The following is a 25,423-nucleotide window of genomic DNA, read 5'->3' on the forward strand; positions in this document are numbered from 1 at the left end:
GTTCTACCGAGTAGCAGTGTGTCGGCCTCGCCACCCATACACCATATATTGCTATACAGAATTGGCTCTGTGAGCGCAATATCTATCGACCCCAATTTCACCACGCTGAGTGTCCTGTGCACCGACGTCGTTTGCGCCGCCTCCTGACGCAAACGTTTCAAAATCTGTGACAAGTGTTGACGGTGCTCGCGCACGTTCTCTCAGTATGGTGCGACACAGGGGTTTGGTTGGACACAGGGGTATGGTGCGACACAGGGTACCTCACGCATGGTGGTGGGAGGATGTCTGAGACGGTCACACTCGGGTTCACGGGAGACGTGATGTTGGGGAGACTCGTGAACCAGCGGCAAGAACACCGTCCACCGCACGCCGTGTGGGGGTCGATGCGAGAGTTGCTCTCGGAGCTCGATGGTCTCTTCATCAATCTCGAATGCTGTCTCTCGACGCGGGGGCGACCGTGGACCCTCACACACCACCCCTTCCACTTCCGTGCCGACCCAGCGTGGGCGATTCCAGCATTGCAGGACGTTGGCGTCACGTGGACGGCGCTCGCCAACAATCACGTCCTCGACTTCGGTGAAGACGCCCTGGAAGATACGTTCGTGGCCCTCGAATCGGGAGGTATTCCGTACGGCGGTGCCGGTCGAACCGAGGCCGACGCGTGGCAACCGAGTCACGTTCGCGTCGCTGGACTCGATATCGCGTTCGTCGCCTTCACCGACAACACGCCGGAGTTCGCCGCCGCCGCCGACGAACCGGGCACGGCCTACGTCGAAATCGACCCGAACGACGAAGCGTGTCTCGAACGCGTCGGTGACGCACTCGCACGTGCTCGAGCGGGCGACCCGGACCTTCTCGTCGTCTCGTCGCACTGGGGGCCGAACATGCGTGAGTACCCACCACCATCGTTCCAGCAGTTCGCACGATGGCTGGTCGAACACGGTGCCGATATCGTCCACGGCCACAGCGCACACGCGTTCCAGGGCGTCGAACTGTTCGACGACTCGCTCATCCTCTACGACACGGGCGACTTCGTCGACGACTACGCAGTCGATTCGGTGTTGCGAAACGACCGGAGCTTTCTCTTCGAAGTCGAAGTGACCGAGACGGGAGTCGTCCAGAAGCTTCGGATGGTCCCGACCGAAATCGCAGAATTCGCCGTTCACGAGGCATTTCCAGCGGTGGCGACGTGGTGTCGTGAGAAGATGGTCGAACGGTCGTCTCCGTTCGACACGGTGGTCGACGTCGAAGACGAGGCGCTCGTCGTCCGCCTCCCGCAGTAATCCGGTTCGAGGGTCTTCCCGTCAGAGCGCGAACGCTGATACCTGTTGTCTGCGTACGACTGTGTATGGCAACTGGCTCACAGGTCTTCGTGCGGTCACGACTCTCTACGTCGGAGACGCGCGTTCTTCTCGGAATCGGTCTCGCTATCGCGCTCGTTGCGGGCCTGGTCTTTCGTATCGTGGGACATCTGGTGTTGGACCCGTCGAACCCGGTGGTCGTCGCTGCCATCTTCGTACTGACTATCCCCTTGATGTGGGGACTTGCTGTTGCCGTGTTCCGCTGGCGCGGCCTCGACGGAGTAGAACGACGTGAGGGCGCTGTCCTTCTCGTCGTCCCAGGAATGCTTGTCGACGCGGTTTCGACGGCGTTGTTTTCGGTCGTCTACCCGAATATGAGCCTCGCCGCTGCCGGACTCTTTGGCGGACTCTTACTCTTGGCCTACGCGACGGTGTTGGTCGCAGGATTTCTCTCTCGGTGAGGTACTGTCGTTGCAATCACCCGACGACTGCGAAGAGACCGACGACTGACCGGTCCTGTCGACACTCGCTCTAAATAGAAGGGCCGGCCCGTCGTGGGCCGAGCGTTTAGTCGTCGGACGACGTTCCGAACGCGGTCGGAACAGTCGTGTCAGCGTGTTCTGAGAGGTAGTACGCGACGCCGAAGAGGACGACGACGCCTGCCGCGAGGAGCGGAATCGCACCGACGCCGTATCCACTCGCGAGAAACAGACCCGTCGCGATGGTACCGGCCAAGACGGCGTACGGAATCTGCGTGTTCACGTGGTCGACGTGGTCTGCACCGGCGAACATCGACGACAGCACCGTCGTGTCGCTGATAGGCGAGCAGTGGTCACCGAAGAGCGACCCGGTGAGGATGGCCCCGATTGCACCCGGCAGGGGTGCGCCGAGGTTGAACGCGAGGGGCACTGCGACGGGGAACATGATTCCCATCGTCCCCCACGAGGTGCCGATGGAAAAGGAGATGATTGCCGCCGCGAGGAAGACGATTGCCGGGAGGAGTTCCGGCGTGATGACGCCTTCTGCGACGCTGACGACGTAGGGACCGACGCCGAGTGCCTCACTGACCGAACCGATGGTCCACGCCAACGAGAGGACGGCGACGGGGAACATGACCATCTTGAACCCCTCGAAGATGGAGTCGCTGATGGCTTCGAGTTCGACGCGGGCGTGCCCCACGAGGATGGCGAGCAACAGCGCACACGCCGAGAAGACGCCCCAGAGGATGGAGTCTGCCGTCGCGGCACCTTTGAGTGCTTCGACGGGTGCCTTCGTCGGCCACCCACCGGAGTAGAGCAGACCGAACCCAGTCACGAAGACGAGGGCGACGATTGGCGCGGCGAAGTACCACCAGCGCGAATCGACGTGGTCCGGCGTGACGATGTCTTCTTCACGCGTCTCGATGAGCGGGTCGGCGTCGTCGCCGAGAACTTTCCCTTCTTCTTTGGCGCGACGTTCGGCACGCTTCATCGGACCGAAGTTCCACCCCATGCCGATGAGGATGAACACGAGCACCACCGCCAGCAGACTGTAGAAGCGGAAGGGGATGCTCTGGAGGAACACGACGAACGCGCTCTGGTCGATGCCGAGCGCCGTGAACTGTTCTTTGATGAGGCCGACTTCGAAACCGACCCACGTCGAGACGACGGCGACGCTCACCACCGGCGACGTAGTGGAGTCGAGGATGTACGCGAGTTTCTCACGACTGATGTCGAACTTGTCGGTAATCGGTCGCATCACCGACCCCGTAATCATCGTACTCGCGTAGGAGTCGACGAAGATGAGCATCCCGAGGACGCCCGTCCCGAGTTCCGCCTGCTTTCGGGTCTTGATGCGGGCGATGATGCGCTGTGCGAGCGCGTTCATTCCACCCGAGAGGAAAATCATCCCCAGCATCGCCCCCGAGAGGAACGTAAACAGCAGGAGTTTGCTGTTGAACGACGCCGTGACGTTGTCTATGACCAACTGGAGTGAGTGTGCAACCCCACCGACTGGGTTCCACCCAACCAAGATGGTCGCACCGATCCAAATTCCGGTAAACAGTGACAGGAGTACTTGCCGACTCACCAGCGTCAACACGATGGCGAAGAGCGCTGGGAGCAGACTGATTACTCCGTACGTCTCTGCGGGCATGACAATCGTTTTATCACGGATTCAGGAATTTAACGGTTTTCACTCACTATCGAACAAATAAAACGAACGAAATGTGGTTCGTTGTCGTAGTTCGGGCTTCGAATCAGCGGGCAGTCTCGTGGTTTTCTCTCACACGACCGCGTCGTACGCCTCGCGCATGATGTCGATAGCTTCACGCAGCGAGTCGGTGTCCGTCGCGTACGAGAGTCGAGCGTACCCCGCGCCGTTCTCCCCGAACGCGTCGCCGGGGACGATGATGACGCCTCGGTCGATACACTCGTCGACGAAGCCCTCGGGAACTTCGGGCATGGCGTAGAACGCACCCTTCGGCGTCGGGACACGCAAGCCGATGTCTTCGAGGCCATCCACGACGAGGTCACGGCGTTCGCGGAACGTCTCGGTCATCTCGTCGATACGGTCTTGGGGACCGGTCAGTGCTGCTTCGGCGGCGAACTGTGCCGGCGCAGAGGCACACGCCTGGACGTACTGGTGGACACGAACCATTCGTTCGACCCGCCGTGACGACCCGTAGACCCATCCGAGACGCCAGCCAGTCATGGAAAAGAGCTTCGACGCCGAGTTGACGACGACGACGTTGTCCGTCTCCGCGAACTCTATCGGTGACCGGTGTTCACCGTCGAAGACCGTGTACTCGTAGACTTCGTCGGAGATACAGAGCACGTCGTGTTCGTCCGCGATGCGGGCGAAGGCCTCGATGTCTTCCGGTGGGGAGACGGCACCAGTCGGGTTGCCGGGACTGTTCACGACGAACGCCGCGGTGTCTTCGGTGATGGCCGCTTCGACGTCGTCGGGGTCGAGCGTCAGGTCGTCACGGAGGGGGACGGGGACGGGTTTGCCACCGGCGAGTTTCGTCAGCGCGTCGTACGAGACGAATCCGGGGTCGGGGATGATGACTTCGTCGCCCTGGTTCACGTGGGCCTCGATGGCGATGTGGAGGGCTTCGCTCCCGCCGGCGGTGGCGATGACGTCGTCGGGGTCGAGGTCGATTCCCTGGTCGCGACGGTGCTTCGCCGCGATTGCTTCGCGGAGACTCTGCAGACCCTTGTTCTCGGTGTAGCCGTCTGCTTCGCCCGACTCGATAGCCTCGATGGCCGCCTGACGAGCGTGGTCAGGTGCGGGGAAATCCGGTTGCCCCAGTCCGAGGTTGATGGCGTCTTCGCCCGCCGCCTCGAACACCTTGCGAATGCCACTGATAGATATCTGCTCCACTCGGTCGGAGAAGTGTGTCATACCCTATCCGGCGTCGGCATTCGGGATAGTTCTTCCCACGCACACTCGCCCCAAATCGTCACGCTGACGACGATTTCGACACCACTCTCCGGTAACAAACTCCGGTATCTGTGAGAGGTACATTCGTCGAATTCTCTGTTTCCAAGGGTTTGGAGCGGTTCGTGTGGTGTCTGCGGTGGTTCTCTCGGTGACCCACGACGCGTCTATCATTACCGCGTGCGTCGCCCGAATAAGGGTGTAGTAAGTACAGGGGTGTAATGACTGAGGCACCACGACCGACTTCGACAACTCGTAGAAGATTCCTGCAGACCACCGGACTCGCGGCAACCGCTGGGTTTGCAGGCTGTCTCGGAGGGTCGGGTGGGAGTAGCCTCGACGAACTCAACGTCGCCTACATGCCCATCTATCCCGACATGCAGTACTTCGTGATGCAAGAAGAGGGCATGTTCGACGAACTTTCTGTTCCCGTGTCGGGCAAGAAGTTCTCCGACGGGCCGAGCATCGTGCAGGCCTCCGCGAAGGGTGACTTCGACGTGATGATGTTCGGTATCGTTCCGGCGATGATTGTCGTCGACAAGGGGATTCCCGCGAAGATTACGGCGGCGAACATCAAGAACGCGATGAAGATTCTCGCGAACGACGAGTTCGCCGCGCTGTACGCCGAACACGGCAAGGAAGCGTTCACGAAGTTCGAAGAACAGAAGGGCCGCAAGTTCACCTTCGGCACCTTCCCGCCGGGGTCGGTTCCGGACATCCTGCTTCGCTACTGGGTCCAGAACACGCTCGGACTCGACCCAGAAGAAGACGTGAACATCAAAGGACTCGGCGGCGCGGCGGCGGTCCAGCAGGCGCTTCTGTCGAACAAGATAGACGGGACGAGCATCATGGAACCCGTCCCGACCGTTGTCGACGCCAACGACGCACCTTTCCAATCTATCGCGTGGGCGGGCGACTTCATGCCCGGCCAACCGGCCGCGGTGACGCTCATGCACGACCGACTCCGCGAGGAGAACCGTGAGATTGCGTCCGAGTTCGTCCGCCTGCACCAGAAGGCCACGCAGTTCGTCGCCGACAACCCGCAGAAAGCGGCCGAACACGCGAGTACGGTCATCGGTGAGAGCGCGCTGCCGGTCGGGACGGCTACGGAAGCGCTCGACTCGCGTGCTTCGGACTTCATCACGAACCCGCACGACATCGAAGGCGGGGCGAAAATCTTCGCAGAGTACGCCCAGACGCTCGGCAAGACGGAGGCACAGTTGACCGTCGACGAACTGTTCGACTACGGCGTCTACGACGAACTATGAGCAACGACGAAGTCAACGCGAACGTGGCGTTCTCGGAGACCGACGAGCGAGCGCGACTGCTCGACCGTCTCGCCCAGTTCTCCTCGGAGCAGACTGGGCTAGCCTTCGCAGGGTTCGCTGGCTTCCTCACCATCTGGTACGTCGCCGCGCTGTTCCAACCGACGTATCTCCTTCCGTCGCCGGTCGAAGTGTTCGCGGCGTTCGTCACGGAACTCACTGCCCCGGCGACGCTGGCGATTCCACTCACAGGTATCGAACTCCCCGCGACGCGCCTCCTCGCCAAACTCGTCCAGAGCCTCTATCACTACGTTCCGGGCCTCCTCGTCGGGACGACGCTCGGTATCTCCGCAGGCATCGCGATGGGGTGGAACGACCGCGTCGATAGCGTCTTCACGCCCGTCACGCGCATCTTGCGACCGATTCCCCCGCTGGCGTGGATTGGCTTCGCCGTCATCTGGCTCGGCGTCAACCACAAGGGTGCGACGTTCATCGTCGCCATCGGGTCGTTCTGGATAAACTTCTACAGCGCCTACGGCGGCGTCGAAGGCGTCTCCGCAGACCTCAAAGAAGTCGCGGCGACCCTCGGCGTCGACGACGACCTGACCATGATTCGGAAGGTGGTCGTCCCGGCCGCCAGCCCCTCGATTATGACTGGGATTCGGACGAGCATCGGCCAGTGTTGGATGATTGTCGTCGCGGCCGAACTCATCGTCGGCGTCGGCGTCGGCTACGAGATTCTCAACACGGCGCAGAACCTCGCGATGGACGTCTCCGTCGCCTACATGCTCGTCATCAGTCTCGTCTTCCTCGTGAGTGACGGCCTCTTCCGCCGGGTCGAACGACGGGCACTGGAGTGGAGAGCATGAGCCAAAAACACCAATCCGAGACGACCGTCGCCGTCGAATCGCTCGACAAAGTGTACGAATCGGACAGTCGGACCGTCAGAGCGCTCTCTGACGTGAACTTCGCCGTCGAAGAGGGAGAGTTCGTCTGTATCGTCGGCCCGTCGGGGTGTGGAAAGACGACGCTCTTTCGCGTCATCGCCGGCCTCGAAGAGGCGACTGCCGGCGGCGTCACACTCGACGGCGAACCCGTCACCGGCCCCGGAACCGACCGGGGCATGGTGTTCCAGGAGTACGGTCTGTTCCCGTGGCGAACCGTCTCCGAGAACGTCGCGTTCGGCCTCGAAGAACAGGGCGTCGAAGAACCGACGCGCTCGGCCCGCGTGGACGAGATGCTCCGCCTCGTCGGCCTCGACGGATTCGCCGACGCCTACCCGAAGGAACTCTCCGGCGGGATGAAACAGCGCGTCGGCATCGCTCGCGCCCTCGCCGTCGACCCCGAACTCCTCCTCATGGACGAACCGTTCGGCGCAGTCGACGCCCAGACCCGCGACATGCTCCACGGCGAACTCCTCGACATCTGGGCGGAGACGGACAAGACCGTCCTCTTCGTCACCCACGACGTGGAGGAGGCGGTGACGCTCGCAGACCGCGTGGTCGTCATGGCCGCGAATCCCGGTCGTGTCCGCGAAATCGTCAGCGTCGATATCGACCGCCCACGAGAGCGAACCGACCCCGTGTTCGCCGAGTACGTCGAGCGGATTCGCGGTCTTATTGGGGAGTAGACATTTATTCTTCGCCACGCGACGTTTTCTCGTGCCTTCCAGACGACAGGTCCTCGCAGGCGCAGTTGCCGGGCTCGGGATGCTCGCATACGGTGGCAATCACCTGTATCAGTCCTCCCGCCCGATGCTCTATCTCAGACTACGGAACTACGACGACGAACCGCACACTGTCTCCACCCGTCTCGTCCGACGAGACGCGACGGAGTTGAGCGAGGGAACGGTCTTCACCGACACGACGCAGTTGGACGCGCGGGACGATGGTGAGGAACACGTCCCGTGGGCGAAGGTTTTCACACGCGCACCTGCTCGCCCGTACATCGTCCAGGTCGAACTCGCACAGGATGGGTCGTCCGAGGAGTTCACGTTCATCCCCGATTGCGAACGTGGAAACTACGGCGCTGACGAACCGGAGGTCGTCATCGAGATTACCGACAGTGGCGACATCCGAATGGAACGCCAGTGGTGTGGTTCAGACTCACTGTGGTTTTAACCCGTGTTAGTCGCCTACTCCCGCGCCTCTCGCAACTCCTCGACGTGCGAGTCGATGACCGACAGCGTCGCGTCGGCGTCGACGTAGCCCTTCTCGTACTCTTTCACCGCGCTGTTGTAGTCGCTCAGGAACTGTGCCACCGCGTCGTCCAGTTCGTCGCTCATACACGTCCGTTGCTCCGCCATCTGATTTGAACCTTCGGCACTCGTTCGGGGGACGAACGACATCCCCTCGCAGCCGTCGATTTATCACCTCCCCTCGCCAACGCGGCAGTAGTGACTACCCTCCGCTTCGAGGACGGAACCGTCCACGTGCAGACCGACGACGCCGACGCTGCTGCTGCACTCGACGGGCTGTCAGACGTCGAATCCGACCCACGAAGCGGCGGCTATCGCGCGCCCGCGATGCAGTACGTCGCGATTCGTGCCGCCCTCGACGCGGCCGGAATCGACTTCGACGACCGCGTCGCGGGCGCAACCGAGACGGACCTCTCGCTTTCGACCACCTACGACCTTCGGGAGTACCAACAGGCGGCCCTCGACGCGTGGCTCGACGCCGACAGTCGCGGCGTCGTCGAACTCCCGACGGGCGCGGGAAAGACCGTCCTCGCCGTCGGCGCGATGGTGGCCCACTCGGTGCCGACGCTCGTCGTCGTCCCAACCATCGACTTACAGGACCAGTGGATTAGGGAGTTAGAGACCGAGTTCGACGTGCCAGTGGGCCGGTTCGGCGGCGGCGAACAGAAACAGGAAGCCATCACGGTTTCGACGTACGATTCAGCGTATCTCCGCGCCGACGACGTCGGTGGCGACTTCGGACTCGTCGTCTTCGACGAAGTTCACCACCTCGGCGGACAGGGCTACCAGGACATCCCGCGATTCCTCACGGCACCCGCTCGACTCGGCCTGACGGCGACGTTCGAACGACCGGACGGCGCACACGAACAGGTCGCCGAACTCGTCGGCCCGCGCGTGTACGAACTCGACGTAGACGACCTGGCGGGCAGCCACCTCGCAGACTACGAAGTCCGGCGCATCGAAGTCGAACTCACCGACGAGGAGCGAGAGACGTACGACGACGCGCAATCGACGTTCGTGAACTATCTGAAGCGCTCGGGGCTGTCGATGCAGTCGGGGAGCGACTACCAGAAACTCGTGATGCGTTCGGGGAACGACCCGCGGGCGCGGGAGGCCTTGCTGGCCAAGCAACGCGCCCGCGACGTGATGTTGAACTCCGACGCGAAGGTGGACAAACTCGCCCGACTCCTCGCCCGCCACCGCGACGACAGAATCATCATCTTCACCGCCTCGACGGACCTCGTCTACCGAATCTCACGTCGGTTCCTCGTGCCGCCGATTACCAACGAGACGGGAACGAAAGAACGCAGAGAGATTCTCGACCGGTTCCGAAACGGCACGTACGACACCGTCGTCGCGGCGAACGTCCTCGACGAAGGGGTGGACGTCCCGGACGCGAACGTCGGAATTCTCTTGTCTGGGTCGGGGTCAGAACGTGAGTTCACCCAGCGACTCGGCCGAATCCTGCGACCGAACGCCGACGGTTCGACGGCGCTGCTCTACGAACTCGTGAGCGTCGAGACGGCAGAAGAACGGGTCGCGGCCCGAAGACGGTGAGATTCAGAGTATCGTCACGTCGAGTTCGCCGCCACTGGCGAACGTGTCGTACTCCAGTGGGAACACGACACCGAAGGACGCTGTCTCGCCCGACGGGACTGTCACGTCGGTGTCTCGAATCGACTCGTCTCCATCGACGGTCACTCGAACTCTGACCGTCACGGTACGCTCCGACCCGGCGTCGTTGACGACGTCACCGAAGACTCGAAGGCGACCATCGTCGGTCGATTCGAAGTCGAACGTGGCGATTCGGACCGGTGGAATCTCCGGTGTCTGTCGCGGTTCCCCGGCCGGTGCCTCGGGTGGATTTCGAGGCCCCGTCGCGGTGGGGAGGCCACTCAGACACCCCGACGAGAGGCCGACTGCGACCAATCCGAGGAGGCGTCGTCGCTCCATACTGTGCGGTCCGTCGCGGGGGCCATGAACCTTGTCGTCCGTCGGTGCGCTCGGCGTTCGGTCGCACGGCCACCGTCGTTCGGTCGCACGGCCACTCGCCTCTCTGACCGCCTGCCCGAGGTGCTTTTGTGCGGTCCACTCCTCGTGTCGATAGTGCTGACGAAGGACCTCCTTCGCGTCTCGCGGGCAGGTGGTGGTTACCACCCGCAGTTCGCCGGCCGACAGAATCGCCCGCTCGCAGCGAAGACGCTCGGCGTCTTCCAGCGCCACGTCGGTGACTCTCGGGACGCGCTCGACGAGGCACTCACCGCGCTCGAATCCGAGGCCGACGACTTCAAACTCGTCCGCGGGTTCGCGTCACTACTCGACCGCGAAGCGGTGTTCGAGACACGGGCGGCGGTTCCGCCGGTCCGGGCACGTCGTGCGGCGTTCGAGGCGGCGATGGATGGCGGCGGCGTTGCGACATCCGAAGAACGTGCGGAGGCACTCGACCGTGCAGCGTCGGCGCTCGGAGTGACCGCCGACGCGGTGGACGCGTCGCTGACGGCCGACCGCGACGTCGAACAGGTTCTGGCCGACTTCGACCCGCGATGGACGCCCGACGAGTTGCTCGTGCAATATAACCTCTCGTTGGCTCAGACGGCTCTTTTCGACGCCACAGACGTCCGCGTTCGGAGTTCGGACCCGAAGGCGCTCGTCTCGGCAGTCAAGCGACTGCGACTGATGTACGAGATTCGGAAGACCGACGCTGGCCGCGAAGTCGTCGTCACTGGACCGGACGCACTGTTTCGACGGACGCGACGATACGGAACCGCCTTCGCCCGTCTCCTGCGGTCTGTCGCTGCCGCCGACGAGTGGCGACTCACGGCGACCATCGACGACAGGGGGCGTGAACGCGAGATGCACCTGACGAGCGACGACGTGTCGGTTCCGGGCGTCGAACCGATGGCCGAACCCGGATTCGACAGCGACGTCGAAGCCGACTTCGCCGCCCGGTTCCGCGGTCTCGACCTCGACTGGGAGTTGGTCCGGGAACCAGAACCGCTGGAGACGGGGACGAGCGTGATGATTCCCGACTTCGCCTTCGACTACGAGTTCGGCGACTTTCGGGTGTTCTTCGAGATAATGGGCTTTTGGACGCCCGACTACGTCGAGAAGAAACTTGGGCAACTGGACGACGTGGCGGACGTCGAGATGCTCGTCGCCGTCGATTCGTCACTCGGCGTCAGCGAGGACATCGAGGCCCGCGACCACCGGGCGATTCCGTACACCGGGTCCGTGCGTGTAAAGGACGTAGTAGACGTGCTTCGGGAGTACGAAGTCGAGTTGACGTCGGCGTCTGCCGACGCCCTCCCCGACGAACTGCGCCCCGACGACGACGCACTCTCACTCGAACAGTTAGCTACCGACCTCGGCGTGAGCGAGTCCGTCCTCGACGACGTGGCGTTCCCAGAGCACGAACGCGTCGGCCGGACACTCGTTCGCCAACGAGTCCTCGATTCGGTCGCGGAAGCGGTCGAAGCAGGGATGTCGCTCTCGGACGTGGAGTCGGTCCTCGATACACGGGGACTCGGCGACGCGAGTGCTGTTCTCTCACGTCTCGGATACCGCGTCGAGTGGGAAGGGCTGACCGGGGGAACGGTTCGGAAAAAGGACGAAGACTAACGGTCAGTCGAGTTTCGAGAGGTCTTCTTGCCGGCCCTTCGGGACCGTCGAGCGGAGTTCCCCGTGGAGATACAGGCCCACACCGAGCGGTTCGAGTTCGCCGGCGAGTTCGTGGGCGGCGACGAGATAGCCCCAATCGCCCTCCCAGCGGTCGAGTTGCTGGTCGTGGCCGGCGACGAAGGCTTTGGCTTCGCCCGGACCGAGTTCGATGACGTTCTTCGTCGCGTCCCGGCAGAATCGCTGGACTGCGTTGGTCGAAGGCTTCCAGTGTCGCTGTCGCGTTCGGAGGATACGCATCCCGAGCCCTTCGACCTGAATCGGGTCGACCATCTCGGCGGGGAACGCCCAAATCTTCCCCGCGCCTTTCTCCCAGAACGTGTAGTGGTCGAACGTCTCGGGGTCGAGTCCGAACCGCTCTTCCCACCAGTCGACGACTTCTTCGCGAGACGGACGCCCTTCGACGACTCTGTCGTCGGGCGTCTCTGGGAGGCGGTCGAACTGTTGGCCCCAGTTTTCGTCTTCGGCGGTTTCGTCTCTCATCCTTGGACCTCCAGTTTCGCGGTGAAAAAGCCGCCCGTGTCGTTCTGATGTGGGTAGACACGTCGGGCCTTGGTGACCGAGGGGTCGTACTCTTCGTCTTCCCACTCGGTGACGCCGGGAGACGTTTCGAAGCCAGCAGGCACGTCCCACTCGACGACTTCGCAGTCTTCCCGTTCGAGGACGAAGTCGAGGACCGCTTCGTTCTCTTCGGGCGCGAACGTGCACGTAGAGTAGACGACGGTGCCACCGGGTTTCGTCACCTGGACGGCGCGGCGGAGGATGCCTTTCTGGATGCCGGCGACGCTCTGGACGTGGTTCATCGTCCACTCGTCGAGGACGTCAGGGTTCTTTCGACACGTGCCCTCACAGGAACACGGTGCGTCGACGAGGACGCGGTCGAACTGCGAGAATGCGCCCGGTTCGTCCGGCGTCTGCTCGCCGAACGGTTTCATCGAGAAGTTTCGTGCGTCCTGATTCGTCACGACGAGATTCGTCACACCGAGTCGTTCGGCGTTGTGACGGAGTGCCGAGAGTCGGCCGAGATTGTTGTCGTTGCCGACGAGGACGCCCTCGTCGTTCATCATGGCGGCTATCTGGGTCGTCTTCGACCCCGGTGCGGCGCAGGTGTCCCAGACACGCTCGCCAGGTTGCGGGTCGAGTGCGATTGCCGGGAGTGCAGAGACTTCTTCTTGTCCGTGGAGCCAACCGTGGAAGTACGGCCAGTTCGTTCCTGCAGTACTGTCTTCGAGTTTCAGGATACCGGGGTGCCAGTCGGTCGGTTCGTAGCTGACGCCCTCGTCGTCGAGTGCCTCGCGGGCACGCTCCACTGTGGCCTTGATGGTGTTGACCCGGACGACAGACGGAAGAGGCCGCTCGCAGGCCTCCAAGAATGCCTCCTCGTCGTCCACGAGTGGCGCGTACCGCTGGAGCGGGTTCATACCACTCGATTCCGTGTGGGTGCGTTTGTCGGTTTCGGAGTGGCCGGGGCTCTCGTGTGAGAAACACGAAGTATCTCGGCGGACGCCCATCTGACAGTATTGTCCCCAGTATTCAGGCCCCCCTTCTCAAAACGTATAATTTGGGGCTCACTTTTATGAGCTGTATTGGCTGATAACTGCACAGTTGAGCACAATGAACGTAAATCAGACTGGGGGAGCTGATGGAGTGTTGATTACGAGCGAAAAGCGGAGCACGGTCGATGGTGGGGCACTCTGTGCCGAAATCGGAATCGACGACGACGAAGTCGAGTGGCGAAAGAGGTTCACGCGGTTTACCGAGGCCGACGCAAGACGTCTCGATGCGCTCTCTGACACGTTCGACGACGTGGCCGAACCACTCGTCGAAGAGTTCTACGACAACATTCTGCGAGACGACGAGACGGAGTCGATTCTGGGGCGCTCGACGAAGTCGGTCGAGGCGCTGAAGGGGTCCCAGCACGCCTACCTCGACGACCTGACGAACGGTTCGTACGGGTGCGACTACTTCGAAAGACGGGCACGTATCGGGAAGATTCACGACATGCTGGAACTCGGGCCGAAAATCTACCTCGGCGCGTACTCGGTGTACTACGAGGGACTGTTCGGAGCAATCGTCGAGGACGCAAAATCGCGGCTTGCCAGCACCGAACCGGCCGTCGAGACGACGAAACCCTCACTTCGTGAACGACTCTCTGGAGCGAAAGCCGCGACCGACGGCGCAGTCGAGACAGATTCGGATGGGCTCTCTCCCGAGGAGGCGCTCGACGAAGTGTACGAGAACTTCATGTCCGTCCTCAAACTCGTCACGCTCGACCAACAGGTCGCGATGGACACCTACATCCACTCGTACAGCAGTCAGATAGAAGACGAACTCGAGCGGCGTGAACACGTCACCAAAGAGGTCAGAGAGACCGTCGACGAACTCTCCGAGGACGCCGAGAAAGTCACTACACGGGCAGCGACGATTCGGGACTCTGCGTCGATACAGTCCGAAAGTACGCGGTCGGTCGCCGACGAAGTGTCGTCGATGAGTGCGACGGTCGAAGAGATTGCGGCGACGGCGACCGAAGTCGAAGAGACGAGTGGACGCGCCGAGTCGCTCGCTCGTCACGGTCAGGAGGCCGCAGGCGAGGCACTCGGTGCGATGGCTGAAGTCAGCGACTCCGCAGAAGGCGTCGCAGACGACGTGGACCAACTCAGAACTCGTGTCGACGAAATCGACGAAGTGGTCGAGATAATCACCGGCATCGCCGACCAGACCAACCTGCTGGCACTCAACGCCTCCATCGAGGCCGCACGGGCAGGTGACGCGGGCGACGGGTTCGCCGTCGTCGCCGAGGAGGTCAAGTCGCTCGCAGAAGAGTCGAAAGCGCAAGTCGGCGAGATAGAGTCGGTCATCAGGCGGATTCAAGACGACACAGACGAGACGGCCAAGAACATCGAACAGACCACCGTCAGACTCGACGAGGGCATCGACGAAGTCGAGTCTGCGATGGAGAACCTCGGTGAAATCGTCGCCGCTGTCGAGGACACTGCGGCGGGGATTCGCGAGGTGTCGGACGCGACGGACGAACAGGCGACGTCGATGACCGAGATTACGAGTATGATGGACGAAGTCGCGATGCGTGCCTCGGAGATACGCGAAGAAGTCGCGACCGTCTCGGAAGCGAACCAGCGACAGGCCGAACAGGTTACCGAAATCGCCGACACGGTCGGCCGTCTCACCGACGAGTCCTAAACCCGCTCGTCTTCGGGGGTGCCACGGGGTTCAGCGGTCGGCTTTTGCGGTACACACCCCCGTCGGATTTACCACACGCGGGCACCCACGTTGACATATGGCACAAATACGCGTCTTCGCTGACGAACTCACCGACCAGTTGGACTCTCCGACGCTCGTCGAGGGACTCCCCGGTGTGGGACTCGTTGGAAAAATCGCGGCCGACCACCTCGTCGAGGTGTTCGATATGACGCACTACGGTGACGTCTACTGTGGGGGTGTTCCCAAAGTTGCAGTGTACATGGAGGGGTCACCGACGCTCCATCCGCCCGTCCGACTCTACGCCGACGCCGAACACGACTTACTCGTGCTTCAGAGTGACATCCCGATTCGCCCCGAGTCGGCGACCGAACTCGCGACGTGTCTCGACTCGTGGATTGCAGACCTCGACGTGACGCCGATTTACCTCTCTGGTATCGCACGACAGAAGTCCGACGGGGTGCCGGCGCTCTACGGTGTCGGGAGCGACGGTGTCTTGGACCGGTTGGAAGAGGCGGGTATCGGCCTCCCGACGGAGACGGGACTCATCTCGGGGCCGACTGGCGCGATGCTGAACTATTCGGTTCAGCGTGGAACACCGGCGTTCGGACTCATCGTCGAGTCGGACCCGCAGTTCCCCGACCCCGAGGCGGCTCGAATCATCATCAAACAAGGAATCGAACCCCTGACGGGTATCGAGGTTCCGGTCGACGACCTGGTCGACAGCGCGGCCGAGATTCGACAGGCGAAAGAGAATCTGGCCAAGCAGATGCAACAGGCCGACGAAGAGAGTTCGCAAGCACGGCCACTCGGGATGTACCAGTAACGCGTGGTGGGGAGTCAGAACGGAATGCGTGGTGGGGAGTCAGAACGGAATGCGTGGTGGGGAGTCAGAACGGAATGCGTGGTGGGGAGTCAGAACGGAATGCGTGGTGGGGAGTCAGAACGAAATGCGTGGTGGGGAGTCAGAACGAAATGCGTGGTGGGAAGTTAGACCCACCTCCGACCGAAAACGAACCGGCGAATACACCCCAACAGTGAGAACCTTTCGGCCGGGGCGCAGTCTACACTCTTAAGCCATATCAGCCACTTTTCCCGCTCATGAGCGACGACCCTGCCGAGTCGGTCACGGAAGCAACTGCAGAAGGCGACTCCGAGACGGCTTCCGAAGCCGATGCGTCGGAGTTCGAGGACGCGGAGGTAGTCGACCGCGACGCCGAGAACGGCGAATCGGTATCCGATGCCTCTGATGACAGCACCGACGACGAGTCGGACGCGGTATCCGACCGCGTCGCCGAGTACGACGACGAACTCGCCGACGAGGTTGCGGCACTCGAAGCGCGCGTGTCGGAACTCGAAGCCGAACGCGAGGAGACCGAAGCGACGGTCTCAGAACTCGAAAGCAGACTCAAGCGGACGCAGGCCGACTTCCAGAACTACAAGAAGCGAGCGAAGAAGCGCCAAGACCAGATCAAAGACCGCGCGACAGAGGACTTCGTCGAACGCGTCGTCACGGTCCGCGACAACCTGCTCCGCGCACTAGACCAAGACGAGGACGCCGACATCCGCGATGGCCTCGAATCGACGCTCAAGGAGTTCGACCGAATCCTCGAAGACGAGAACGTCGCCGTCATCGACCCCGAACCGGGAACCGACGTCGACCCGAACCGTCACGAAGTGATGATGCGCGTCGACAGCGACCAACCGGTCGACACCATCGCGAGCGTGTTCCAACCGGGCTACGAGATGGCCGACAAGGTCATCCGCGCCGCACAGGTCACCGTCAGTAAAGACGAGTAGTTCGGCACTGGCGAGTCCCCACGACCTGCCAACTGAGTCTTCTCGACGGCTGAACCGGTCGAATCCGGGGAGGACTTTTCTTCTCACCCGTCGTCAGGTCGTACATGCGACTTCGCCCCGGTCGACGCCGTCCGACAGTCCGTGTCACCCAACACGGTGACCCACTCGACGACGGCTTGCTGTTCGTTCTCGGGTGGGGGAACAAACCCACTCACCGAAGCGTCGAATGGCTCATCGACCGACTCACGTACGACGGCTACCGAGTCCACGCCGTCGAACTGCCGACGAACGGGTGGGAGTTCGAAGACCAGTACGTTGCGCCGGTCAGAGCGTACGCGGTGGACCGAGATATCGACCTCGTACTCAGTCACAGCACGGGTGGCCTCGTCGCGTCGCACCTCGACTTGGCTGTGCGCAACGTCTTTTTGAGTCCGTGGTGGGGAATGGCACTCGATGGAATCGACCGGTTCGTCTATCCACTGCTCGAGCGAGTCCCGACGAGAAAGCCGTTCGTTCCGACTGGCATCGCTCGGACGGACCTCGGAGCGCTGAAACTTGCCGAGGAGATGCGTGACACACCGGACACCGTCTCGCCTGCGTTCCTCCGCGCGATTCGGGGCGCACAGGATTCGCTACCGCCGTTTCGGACGTCCGACGTGGTGTTCTTCTCACCGACAGACCGAGTCGTCGACGTCCCGTCTATCGGCGAGCGAACGCCGGCCGATAATCTGGTCCCCTACGACGGTGGCCACGAGTTCTTCGCCAGCGAGGCACGAGAACACACGTTTACGAAGGTCAGTGTGGCCCTCGAAGACGGCGCCGATTCGTTTCGCTCGGTAGACGCGACTCCTCTCTCTGTGGCTGAACGGCCGTAATCGATTTGTAGACGTCCGTAGAACGGGCCTCACCGAATTTTCCGCCGAGTCGAATCGCGGTCAGAGGACGCAGTGGGCGGTTCTACATAAATCGTCCGACCTGATTCGGAGTGCCAACTCAAAATCGCAAGACTGCGGCGACGTGTATACACTGTGTGTGTCGTAGTATCTAGTAACCTTTAACCACCAAAGGACGGTATTTGAGTGCAAGATGGCGAGCAATAAGATTCTGGGTATCGACCTTGGTACCACGAACAGCGCGTTCGCGGTGATGGAAGGTGGGGACCCGGAGATTATCGTGAACGCAGAAGGCGACCGAACGACGCCCTCCGTCGTCGCGTTCACCGACGATGGTGAGCGCCTCGTTGGAAAGCCGGCGAAGAACCAGGCTATCCAGAACCCTGAGCGCACCATTCGTTCTATCAAGCGCCACATGGGTGAAGACGGCTACACCGTCGACATCGAGGGTGAGGAGTACACGCCCGAGCAGATTTCGGCGATGATTCTCCAGAAGATCAAACGCGACGCCGAAGACTACCTCGGCGACGAACTCAAGAAAGCGGTCATCACGGTCCCTGCGTACTTCAACGACAAACAGCGTCAGGCGACGAAAGACGCCGGCGAAATCGCCGGCCTCGACGTCGAGCGCATCGTCAACGAACCGACGGCCGCGTCGATGGCGTACGGTCTCGACGACGAGTCGAACCAGACGGTCCTCGTCTACGACCTCGGTGGCGGAACGTTCGACGTCTCCGTCCTCGACCTCGGAGGCGGCGTCTACGAAGTCGTCGCGACGAACGGGGACAACGACCTCGGTGGGGACGACTGGGACGAAGCCATCATCGACTGGCTCGCACAGGAGTTCAAGAACGACCACAACATCGACCTCCGTGAGGATCGTCAGGCCCTCCAGCGCCTCAAGGACGCGGCCGAAGACGCCAAGATAGAGCTCTCCTCGCGCAAGGAGACGACCATCAACCTCCCGTTCATCACGGCGACGGATTCCGGCCCGGTCCACCTCGAATACGACCTCACTCGAGCGAAGTTCGAGTCGCTCACGAAGGACCTCATCGAGCGCACGGTCGAACCTACGGAGCAGGCGCTCGAAGACGCCGAGTACACGAAAGACGACATCGACGAAGTCATCCTCGTCGGTGGGTCGACCCGCATGCCGCAGGTCATCGACAAGGTCGGCGAGATGCTCGGGTCCGAACCCAAGAAATCCGTCAACCCCGACGAAGCAGTCGCACTCGGTGCGGCGATTCAGGGTGGCGTCCTCGGCGGCGAAGTCGACGACATCGTCCTCCTCGACGTGACGCCGCTGTCGCTCGGTATCGAGGTCAAAGGTGGCCTGTTCGAACGCCTCATCGAGAAGAACACGACCATCCCGACCGAGGAGTCGAAGATTTTCACCACCGCGGCCGACAACCAGACGACGGTTCAGGTCCGCGTCTTCCAGGGTGAGCGCGAGATGGCCGCAGACAACGAACTCCTCGGCGAGTTCACGCTGTCGGGTATCCCACCGGCACCGGCCGGCACCCCACAGATCGAAGTCGGATTCAACATCGACGAAAACGGTATCGTCAACGTCTCTGCAGAGGACAAAGGCTCCGGTAACGCCGAGTCCATCACCATCGAAGGCGGTGCTGGTCTCTCCGACGACGAAATCGACCGGATGCAGCAGGAGGCCGAACAGCACGCCGAAGAGGACAAAGAACGCCGCCGCGCCGTCGAGGCCCGCAACGAGGCCGAAGGCGCAGTCCAGCGGGCCGAGACCCTCCTCGAGGAGAACGAAGAGAACGTCGACGACGAACTCCGCGCGGACATCGAGGCGGCCATCGAGGACGTCGAAGCGACCCTCGAAGACCCCGAAGCGTCCACCGAGGAACTCGAAGACGTCACCGAACACCTCTCGAAGGAACTGCAGGAGATCGGCAAGCGCATGTACCAGCAACAGGCCCAGGCGCAGGCCGGCGGCCCCGGCGGTGCCGGCGGCCCCAATGCTGAGGACATCGACCCCGAAGACTTCGTCGACGCCGACGCCGACTTCGACGACGAAGACGACCAATAACCACGGCGTCTGACTGCAGTTCATCGGGCCTCCCGGCGCAGTCGGCCGAATTTTTGATTTTTCGTACGTCTACACCCTCGTAGCGTCGCAAATACTAGAGGCGCACTTTTCAAATACCTCGACGGATTACAAGGCACTAACCGATGAGCGAGGACTTCTACGACGTGCTCGGGGTCTCGCGGGACGCCTCGAAAGACGAGATCAAGAACGCGTACCGCAAGAAGGCCGCGAAGTACCATCCCGACGTCTCTGATGAGGACGACGCCCAAGAGAAGTTCAAAAAGATACAGAAGGCCAAAGAGGTCCTCACAGACGACGAGAAGCGCCAGATGTACGACCAGGTCGGCCACGACCGCTTCAAACAGGCACAGAAACACGGTGCCGGTGGCGGCGGTCAGAGTCGCGGCAACCCGTTCGGCGGTGGCGGCAACCCGTTCGGCGGGATGGGCGGTGGTGGTGGCTTCGAGGACCTGTTCAACAATCTGTTCAACGGCGGGCGTGGACAACAGCGTAACCGGCCACAGCAAGGACGTGACGTCGCCCAGCGCATCAGTATCGACCTCGAAGACGCCTACCACGGTGTCGAACGCGACGTGACGATTCGCCGGCGTGAGGTGTGCCCGGAGTGTGACGGAGCGGGTCACCCCGACGACGCCGACGTCAACACCTGTTCAGAGTGTGGTGGGTCTGGCCAACAGACCACCGTCCAGCAGACGCCGTTCGGCCGCGTCCAGCAGGCGACGACCTGTCGGGCCTGTGGTGGCGACGGCGAAACCTACAGCGAAGACTGTTCAGAGTGTCGCGGAAGCGGGCGCGTCCGGCGCACGCGTGACGTGACTATCTCCATCCCCGCCGGATTCCGCGACGGACAGCGACTCCGTTACCGCGGCGAGGGTGAACCCGGTGAGAACGGTGGTCCGAACGGCGACCTGTTCGTCGAAGTCTCGGTTCGAGACCACGACGAGTTCGTCCGTGAGGGTGACGACCTTCACTACACCCACCCCATCTCCTTCCCGCAGGCCGTCTTCGGGTCGACTGTGGAGGTGCCGACCCTCGATGGCGACGAAGAACTGAAAGTGCCCGCAGGCACCCAAAGTGGGTCGACGTTCACCGTCTCCGGTGCAGGGATGCCCCACCTCGATGGCCGTGGGTCGGGCGACCTGCACGTCGAAGTCCACGTCGTCACGCCCGAAGACCTCAACAAAGAACAGCGTGAGGCGCTCAAGAAGTTCGCAGAAGCAGGTGGCGAAGAGGTCAAAGAAGGTCTCTTCCAGAAACTGAAGAACTCGCTGTAAGCTCGATTCCTCGTCTGTTACGGTTCTCTCACCAGTTATCAGAGAGCAGTTCTGCTCGACCGACTTTGGGCGTCTACCAGTCCGTCGTGGTGTTTCTACGGTTCGTGTGCATCGAGTCTCTATCGTGAGGCAACGGTGTTCGCCATCCACCCACCAACTCGACCGAACACCAGACCAAAGATGGGGGCGATGCACAGTACCAGTCCACTGACGAACACGAAGAACACCGCTCTCGACAATGGCCATGCTGCCGTCGCACTTACTGGCACGATAGACGCGAGCACTCCGACGACAGCAGCAACGAGGCCGGCACGGAGTCCGGCAGCACCCGAATCCGTCGAACGAGTCGCAGCGATTGCTCCCGCCACGAACGCGCCGATTATCATGATACCCCCGCCAATAGTCGCCTCCGAATTCGGCAGCAAGTTCACACCGACGGTGATGGGCAGCGAAATGAGTGCGCCGAGTATCGCGAATCGCCATGCTGCAGGGTGAGTTCGAGTACGGAGGGATGATGGGGACATTCGTGTCAAATGATTTACGGAGAGTCTAGATATGGTTTTTGGAGGAGAGAGGGGCGAAAAACGAGAGTTTGTTGGTGACCAGTTCGTCCAGAGTGGTTGAGATGGACTGGCGCGAATAGTCGAATCCGTTCGACAGAGGCGCTCTGCAACTCGTGTGTGCCTGAGTTTGCAGACAGTTCTGACTTCGAGAACTGTCTGGGAGTGGAGAAGACATATACACGTCTGTCTACGGACGTAGAACGTGAACCGACGGAATCTCTTGTTGACGACCGGGTTGGCCTTCTGTACACCGCTCACCGGCTGTCTCGGCGTCGGACTCTTGACCGAATCACCTCCTCCTCCCGAACCCTGTGAGCCAGCCAATCCAGGGGTTGACCTCCCAAGCGAGAACACGCTCAATGAAGACGACGTCGGCGCATATCTCAGAGGGATTGAAAAGCAACGATACCTCGACCAGAGTCGCTCCCCAGAGTTCACCACGGTACGTCTCTCGGTGAATTCTGTCACCACCTACGACAAGGGGTTCGTGGTCGATATCCACGGGAACGGTTCGATAGACATGGGAGACAACAAAGCTATCGTCTCTATCCGCGAGACGGTGCCTGAAAATGTGACCGTCAAGTCTGCCGACACTGCCCCGTTCTCCGCTATCGACCGACTACAAGAGACAATCGAGACAGCATGGGTTCGGCTGGCTGATGAGCGGTGCGAGGGCCGGGTTGCTGCCCATCTCTCTCAGAGTGAATTCGACACCGTGCGGGCAGCATTCGAGGACATGGAGTCGGGCCCGGACGACATCTATTATCTTCGGGGCGACGTTTGCTACATCGGTGTCAAATTCGAGGATTCAACGGTCGTAGTTACTCTTTCCCACGATATCCCAGAGGGCGTACCGACTGAATCCGTGACAGCTGAGCAGTTCGAGCTAAAACCATTACAGGAGGCCATTGACCAGGCACTCAGCATGAGTGAGTATACCCACGACCCGGCTTCGTCATACCTCACCGAAGAAGAGTACGACCGACTGAAAAACGGGTTCGCGGAGATGGAATCAGACAAGGACGGTTTCTACTATCTCCGAGACAACGAGTCATACGCTGCGGTCAAAGTACAACGAGAAACCGGACCCATTGGTCATCTCGCACCCTGGGTCGCGAGATACTATGTTGACGATATGCAAGTGCGCGTAACTGCCGATCATGATGCTGAGAACACCGCTGATGCGGATCTTGAAGACCCAACGAAGGGCGAGGTTATCGTCTGTTAGTGAGGCAGGGGGTGTGTAACACCTGCACAAGTGATAGGCCATAGAGTTATGGTCCGTTTCACGGGGACTCGAACGGAGCCTTCGTGCTGATTACAGCCTCTCTATTCAGCACGCTATTTCTGTCACTCCCCGAAGACTTCAACAGAGGCTCATCTCTCGCCGCCACGTTCAGGGTGCTCGCGCCCGATTTCTAGTCGATGTCGTACACCAAGGTCAACTACCGTGACGTGGACGAACTCGGGGGTGGACTACACTTCATGCGCGACTCGCTGGAGTGCGAACAACTCGGCTTCACCGTCGTCGAGTGCGAACCGAACTGGACCGGGAAACGACACGATCACGCCGAAGAGCGCCACGAAGAGATATACTACCTCGTCTCCGGTGACGCGACGCTCGTGGTCGAAGGCGAGCGGATACCGCTCGAACCCGGCGACGCCATTCGAATCTCACCGACCGACACTCGGCAACTCCGAAACGGGGACACCGAGAGTCTCTTGGTCGTCGCCGGCGCGCCCTGAGCGTCGGGATGCAGTGGTTGGGCTCGATTCGGTCTGAACGCCGAATACGACGACTGCCTCGGCGGCTTTTTTCACCCCGCCTCCGTACGGCCTCGTATGGACGTTATCGGTGACCTCATGGCCCGCGACCGGCGAAGCGACCGCCTCGCCCTACAGGTCGATGGCCCCGGCCGGACCTACACGTACTACGACTTCATCACAACGTCGTACAAGGCGGGGAACGTCCTCCGCTATCTCGGTGTTCGGAAGGGGGCACGCGTCGCCATCGAACCGGTCGCACTCCCCGAACCGATACTGACCTTCGTGGGGGCGTCTCACCTCGGAGCAATCACCGTCTTCGACCCCACCGTCGAGGCACGGGCCGTGCTCGTCGACGTCGCCCGCGAAGAGGAGTTCGACCTTCCACCGGGGCACAAACTCGCCGTCTACAACGGCCCACCGAGTTCACCGACGACGACGCACTGGGAGAAAGAGGTGTGGAGTGAGAACCCTGCAGTCCACCCCGAAGTCGTCGAACCGGAGGACGTCGCACTCGTCGCGGATGGTCGTGAGTACACCCACGGCGACCTCCTCGACTCGGCGAAACGAGTCGTCGATGCGTCCGACCTCGACGCCGACGACACCGTCGTGGTTCGGTCGTCGCTCGCTCACCCTGGGACCGTCGTCGCCGGGATTCTCGCCCCACTGCTCGCTGGTGGAACGATTCGCGTTCCCGACGGTGACGCACCGATAGCCGGGGCAGTCGGGGTCGGTGACACTGTGCCTGAACCGCGCTCAATTTCGCCCGCCGACGCCGCACCGGACCGCTGACAGAGAAAGTACTTACCTGCGTCTGCAATCGGATTCGCTATGACTGGCACAACCGTGGTCGACGGTGACCGTGTCTCGCTCCGTCCCGTCGAACGAGACGACGCAGCCTTCCTCCAACGGTCGACGACTGACCCCGAGATTCGCATTCCACTCGGCGCACCCAAGCCACAGAATCTGAACCAAGCCACCGAGTTCATCGAGAAGACCGTCGAAGACAGCGACAACATCTGTTTCATCGTCGAGGCCGACGACGAAGCAATCGGATTCGTGATGGTCGAGATACACGACTACGGTCGGCCTAACCTCGTCTATTGGTTCATCCCCGAGTACCACGGACAGGGGTATGGAACTGAAGCCGCGGGCTTTCTCGTCGATTACTTCTTCCGAACCGTCGAATGCCACGGCCTCCAGGCTCTCACGTTCGAGTTCAACGACGCCTCACGCGGCGTCCTCGAACGACTCGGATTCACGAAGGAAGGTCGACAGCGAGAAGCGGCGTTCGTCGACGGGTCGTACGTGGACGTCGTCCAGTTCGGCTTGCTGCGCCGAGAGTGGGACGCGAGTCGTTCGGACTGACCGAACTGACCGCCGCGTTTCCGAACGGCCGACCGTCGGGTTACTTGCCGCTGTCCGTCGATTCGTGACTTATGAAGGACACGACTGTCGTCGAAGGCGAGCGTGTGTCGCTGCGCCCCGTCGAGCGCGACGATACCGACCTCCTCCAGCGCTCGATGACGGACCCAGCGATTCGAATCCCGCTGGGTTCCGAACCGAGAAACGAACACGAGACGACCGAGTTCATCGAGGAGTACGTCGAAGGTTCCGACAACCTCTCGTTCGTCGTCGAAGCCGAGGGCGAACGAATCGGCATCGTCGCCGTGAAGAGTCTCAAACCTGCTCGGCCTGAACTCGTCTACTGGTTTCTCCCAGCGTATCACGGACAGGGCTACGGGACCGAGGCAGTGGGTAGTCTCGTCGAGTACGTCTTCAACGCGGTCGATTGCCACGGACTCACCGCAATCGTGTTCGAGTTCAACGAGGGGTCACGTCGACTTCTCGAACGACTCGGGTTCGAAGAAGAAGGCCGACTCAGAGAACATCGGTTCGTCGATGGGGCGTACGTCGATGTCCTTCGGTTCGGCTTGCTTCGACGGGAGTGGGAACAAGCCCGGTCCGACTGAGCACTGTG

At 61.6% G+C, this 25,423-nt stretch carries 26 protein-coding genes; 19 read left to right on the top strand and 7 right to left on the bottom strand.

The genetic code is table 11. The annotated features are described in order from the left end of the window. The first annotated feature begins 281 nt into the window (after window positions 1–281). Both GJR99_RS01105 and GJR99_RS01110 read left to right on the top strand, forming a co-directional pair. Window positions 282–1,283, top strand: a complete 1,002-nt coding sequence (locus GJR99_RS01105; RefSeq protein ID WP_151108834.1) for a CapA family protein — start codon at window positions 282–284, stop codon at window positions 1,281–1,283. 65 nt (window positions 1,284–1,348) lie between these two features. Then, window positions 1,349–1,762, top strand: coding sequence for a DUF5367 family protein (locus GJR99_RS01110; protein WP_151108835.1), 414 nt, complete (start codon window positions 1,349–1,351; stop codon window positions 1,760–1,762). Between the two features lie 106 nt (window positions 1,763–1,868). Here GJR99_RS01110 and GJR99_RS01115 read toward each other — a convergent pair whose 3' ends face one another. Both GJR99_RS01115 and GJR99_RS01120 read right to left on the bottom strand, forming a co-directional pair. Beyond that, entirely contained in the window at window positions 1,869–3,434 is a 1,566-nt protein-coding gene (locus GJR99_RS01115; RefSeq protein ID WP_151108836.1) for a Na+/H+ antiporter NhaC family protein, read from the bottom strand. A 129-nt stretch (window positions 3,435–3,563) separates the two neighbouring features. Further along, complete coding sequence (locus tag GJR99_RS01120) at window positions 3,564–4,685, bottom strand: pyridoxal phosphate-dependent aminotransferase (protein WP_151108837.1); 1,122 nt, start codon at window positions 4,683–4,685, stop codon at window positions 3,564–3,566. Between the two features lie 257 nt (window positions 4,686–4,942). Between GJR99_RS01120 and GJR99_RS01125 the strand changes: the two genes are divergently transcribed. The 4 genes from GJR99_RS01125 to GJR99_RS01140 are packed head-to-tail and all read left to right on the top strand — an operon-like array spanning window position 4,943 to window position 8,106. Next, the gene (locus tag GJR99_RS01125) at window positions 4,943–5,989 is read left to right on the top strand and encodes an ABC transporter substrate-binding protein (protein WP_151108838.1); all 1,047 of its coding nucleotides are present in this window, start codon (window positions 4,943–4,945) and stop codon (window positions 5,987–5,989) included. Further along, the gene (locus GJR99_RS01130; RefSeq protein WP_151108839.1) at window positions 5,986–6,855 is read left to right on the top strand and encodes an ABC transporter permease; all 870 of its coding nucleotides are present in this window, start codon (window positions 5,986–5,988) and stop codon (window positions 6,853–6,855) included. Before GJR99_RS01125 ends, GJR99_RS01130 begins: the two co-directional genes overlap by 4 nt. Further along, complete coding sequence (locus GJR99_RS01135; protein WP_151108840.1) at window positions 6,852–7,616, top strand: ABC transporter ATP-binding protein; 765 nt, start codon at window positions 6,852–6,854, stop codon at window positions 7,614–7,616. The genes GJR99_RS01130 and GJR99_RS01135 overlap by 4 nt, the downstream gene beginning before the upstream one ends. 31 nt (window positions 7,617–7,647) lie before the next feature. Next, a complete protein-coding gene (locus GJR99_RS01140; RefSeq protein ID WP_151108841.1) occupies window positions 7,648–8,106 on the top strand; it encodes a hypothetical protein in 459 nt (152 codons plus the stop codon). 14 nt (window positions 8,107–8,120) lie between these two features. Here the strand turns inward: GJR99_RS01140 and GJR99_RS17330 are convergent, their stop codons facing one another. Beyond that, on the bottom strand, window positions 8,121–8,270 hold the full coding sequence (locus tag GJR99_RS17330; protein ID WP_191967049.1) for a hypothetical protein: 150 nt from the start codon (window positions 8,268–8,270) through the stop codon (window positions 8,121–8,123). A gap of 111 nt (window positions 8,271–8,381) precedes the next feature. Between GJR99_RS17330 and GJR99_RS01145 the strand changes: the two genes are divergently transcribed. Further along, window positions 8,382–9,740 carry a DEAD/DEAH box helicase family protein gene (locus tag GJR99_RS01145; protein ID WP_151108842.1) on the top strand — a complete coding sequence of 453 codons (1,359 nt, stop codon included), beginning with the start codon at window positions 8,382–8,384 and terminating at the stop codon, window positions 9,738–9,740. 3 nt (window positions 9,741–9,743) lie between these two features. Here the strand turns inward: GJR99_RS01145 and GJR99_RS01150 are convergent, their stop codons facing one another. Beyond that, window positions 9,744–10,136, bottom strand: a complete 393-nt coding sequence (locus GJR99_RS01150) for a transcriptional initiation protein Tat (RefSeq protein WP_151108843.1) — start codon at window positions 10,134–10,136, stop codon at window positions 9,744–9,746. 153 nt (window positions 10,137–10,289) lie between these two features. Between GJR99_RS01150 and GJR99_RS01155 the strand changes: the two genes are divergently transcribed. Further along, window positions 10,290–11,801, top strand: a complete 1,512-nt coding sequence (locus tag GJR99_RS01155) for a DUF790 family protein (protein WP_151113793.1) — start codon at window positions 10,290–10,292, stop codon at window positions 11,799–11,801. Window positions 11,802–11,804: 3 nt separating this feature from the next. Here the strand turns inward: GJR99_RS01155 and GJR99_RS01160 are convergent, their stop codons facing one another. After that, the gene (locus tag GJR99_RS01160; RefSeq protein ID WP_151108844.1) at window positions 11,805–12,341 is read right to left on the bottom strand and encodes a DUF7122 family protein; all 537 of its coding nucleotides are present in this window, start codon (window positions 12,339–12,341) and stop codon (window positions 11,805–11,807) included. Next, window positions 12,338–13,279, bottom strand: coding sequence for an RsmB/NOP family class I SAM-dependent RNA methyltransferase (locus GJR99_RS01165; RefSeq protein ID WP_151108845.1), 942 nt, complete (start codon window positions 13,277–13,279; stop codon window positions 12,338–12,340). Before GJR99_RS01165 ends, GJR99_RS01160 begins: the two co-directional genes overlap by 4 nt. A gap of 229 nt (window positions 13,280–13,508) precedes the next feature. Here GJR99_RS01165 and GJR99_RS01170 point away from each other — a divergent pair, with 229 nt between their 5' ends. The 6 genes from GJR99_RS01170 to dnaJ all read left to right on the top strand — a co-directional run bounded on the left by GJR99_RS01170 (window position 13,509) and on the right by dnaJ (window position 21,115). Beyond that, window positions 13,509–15,056 carry a globin-coupled sensor protein gene (locus tag GJR99_RS01170; RefSeq protein WP_225317585.1) on the top strand — a complete coding sequence of 516 codons (1,548 nt, stop codon included), beginning with the start codon at window positions 13,509–13,511 and terminating at the stop codon, window positions 15,054–15,056. A gap of 97 nt (window positions 15,057–15,153) precedes the next feature. Continuing rightward, complete coding sequence (locus GJR99_RS01175; protein WP_151108847.1) at window positions 15,154–15,900, top strand: proteasome assembly chaperone family protein; 747 nt, start codon at window positions 15,154–15,156, stop codon at window positions 15,898–15,900. Between the two features lie 275 nt (window positions 15,901–16,175). Then, entirely contained in the window at window positions 16,176–16,874 is a 699-nt protein-coding gene (locus tag GJR99_RS01180; protein ID WP_151108848.1) for a nucleotide exchange factor GrpE, read from the top strand. A gap of 104 nt (window positions 16,875–16,978) precedes the next feature. Further along, complete coding sequence (locus tag GJR99_RS01185) at window positions 16,979–17,749, top strand: alpha/beta hydrolase (protein WP_151108849.1); 771 nt, start codon at window positions 16,979–16,981, stop codon at window positions 17,747–17,749. A gap of 211 nt (window positions 17,750–17,960) precedes the next feature. After that, entirely contained in the window at window positions 17,961–19,820 is a 1,860-nt protein-coding gene (gene dnaK, locus GJR99_RS01190; protein ID WP_151108850.1) for a molecular chaperone DnaK, read from the top strand. 143 nt (window positions 19,821–19,963) lie between these two features. Beyond that, window positions 19,964–21,115, top strand: coding sequence for a molecular chaperone DnaJ (dnaJ, locus tag GJR99_RS01195; RefSeq protein WP_151108851.1), 1,152 nt, complete (start codon window positions 19,964–19,966; stop codon window positions 21,113–21,115). A gap of 119 nt (window positions 21,116–21,234) precedes the next feature. Here dnaJ and GJR99_RS01200 read toward each other — a convergent pair whose 3' ends face one another. Further along, on the bottom strand, window positions 21,235–21,639 hold the full coding sequence (locus tag GJR99_RS01200) for a DUF5518 domain-containing protein (protein WP_151108852.1): 405 nt from the start codon (window positions 21,637–21,639) through the stop codon (window positions 21,235–21,237). Window positions 21,640–21,880: 241 nt separating this feature from the next. On the opposite strand from GJR99_RS01200, the gene GJR99_RS01205 reads away from it, so the two are divergent. The 5 genes from GJR99_RS01205 to GJR99_RS01225 all read left to right on the top strand — a co-directional run bounded on the left by GJR99_RS01205 (window position 21,881) and on the right by GJR99_RS01225 (window position 25,415). Further along, on the top strand, window positions 21,881–22,906 hold the full coding sequence (locus tag GJR99_RS01205) for a hypothetical protein (RefSeq protein ID WP_151108853.1): 1,026 nt from the start codon (window positions 21,881–21,883) through the stop codon (window positions 22,904–22,906). Between the two features lie 197 nt (window positions 22,907–23,103). After that, entirely contained in the window at window positions 23,104–23,424 is a 321-nt protein-coding gene (locus tag GJR99_RS01210; RefSeq protein ID WP_151108854.1) for a cupin domain-containing protein, read from the top strand. A gap of 96 nt (window positions 23,425–23,520) precedes the next feature. Next, window positions 23,521–24,234 (top strand): AMP-binding protein, encoded by a 714-nt coding sequence (locus tag GJR99_RS01215; RefSeq protein WP_151108855.1) that lies wholly within the window; start codon window positions 23,521–23,523, stop codon window positions 24,232–24,234. Window positions 24,235–24,273: 39 nt separating this feature from the next. Next, entirely contained in the window at window positions 24,274–24,810 is a 537-nt protein-coding gene (locus GJR99_RS01220; protein WP_151108856.1) for a GNAT family N-acetyltransferase, read from the top strand. A gap of 71 nt (window positions 24,811–24,881) precedes the next feature. After that, on the top strand, window positions 24,882–25,415 hold the full coding sequence (locus GJR99_RS01225) for a GNAT family N-acetyltransferase (protein ID WP_151108857.1): 534 nt from the start codon (window positions 24,882–24,884) through the stop codon (window positions 25,413–25,415). Window positions 25,416–25,423: the final 8 nt, after the last annotated feature.

The organism is Haloferax marinum (assembly GCF_009674625.1).
In the GTDB taxonomy this organism is placed as follows: domain Archaea; phylum Halobacteriota; class Halobacteria; order Halobacteriales; family Haloferacaceae; genus Haloferax; species Haloferax marinum.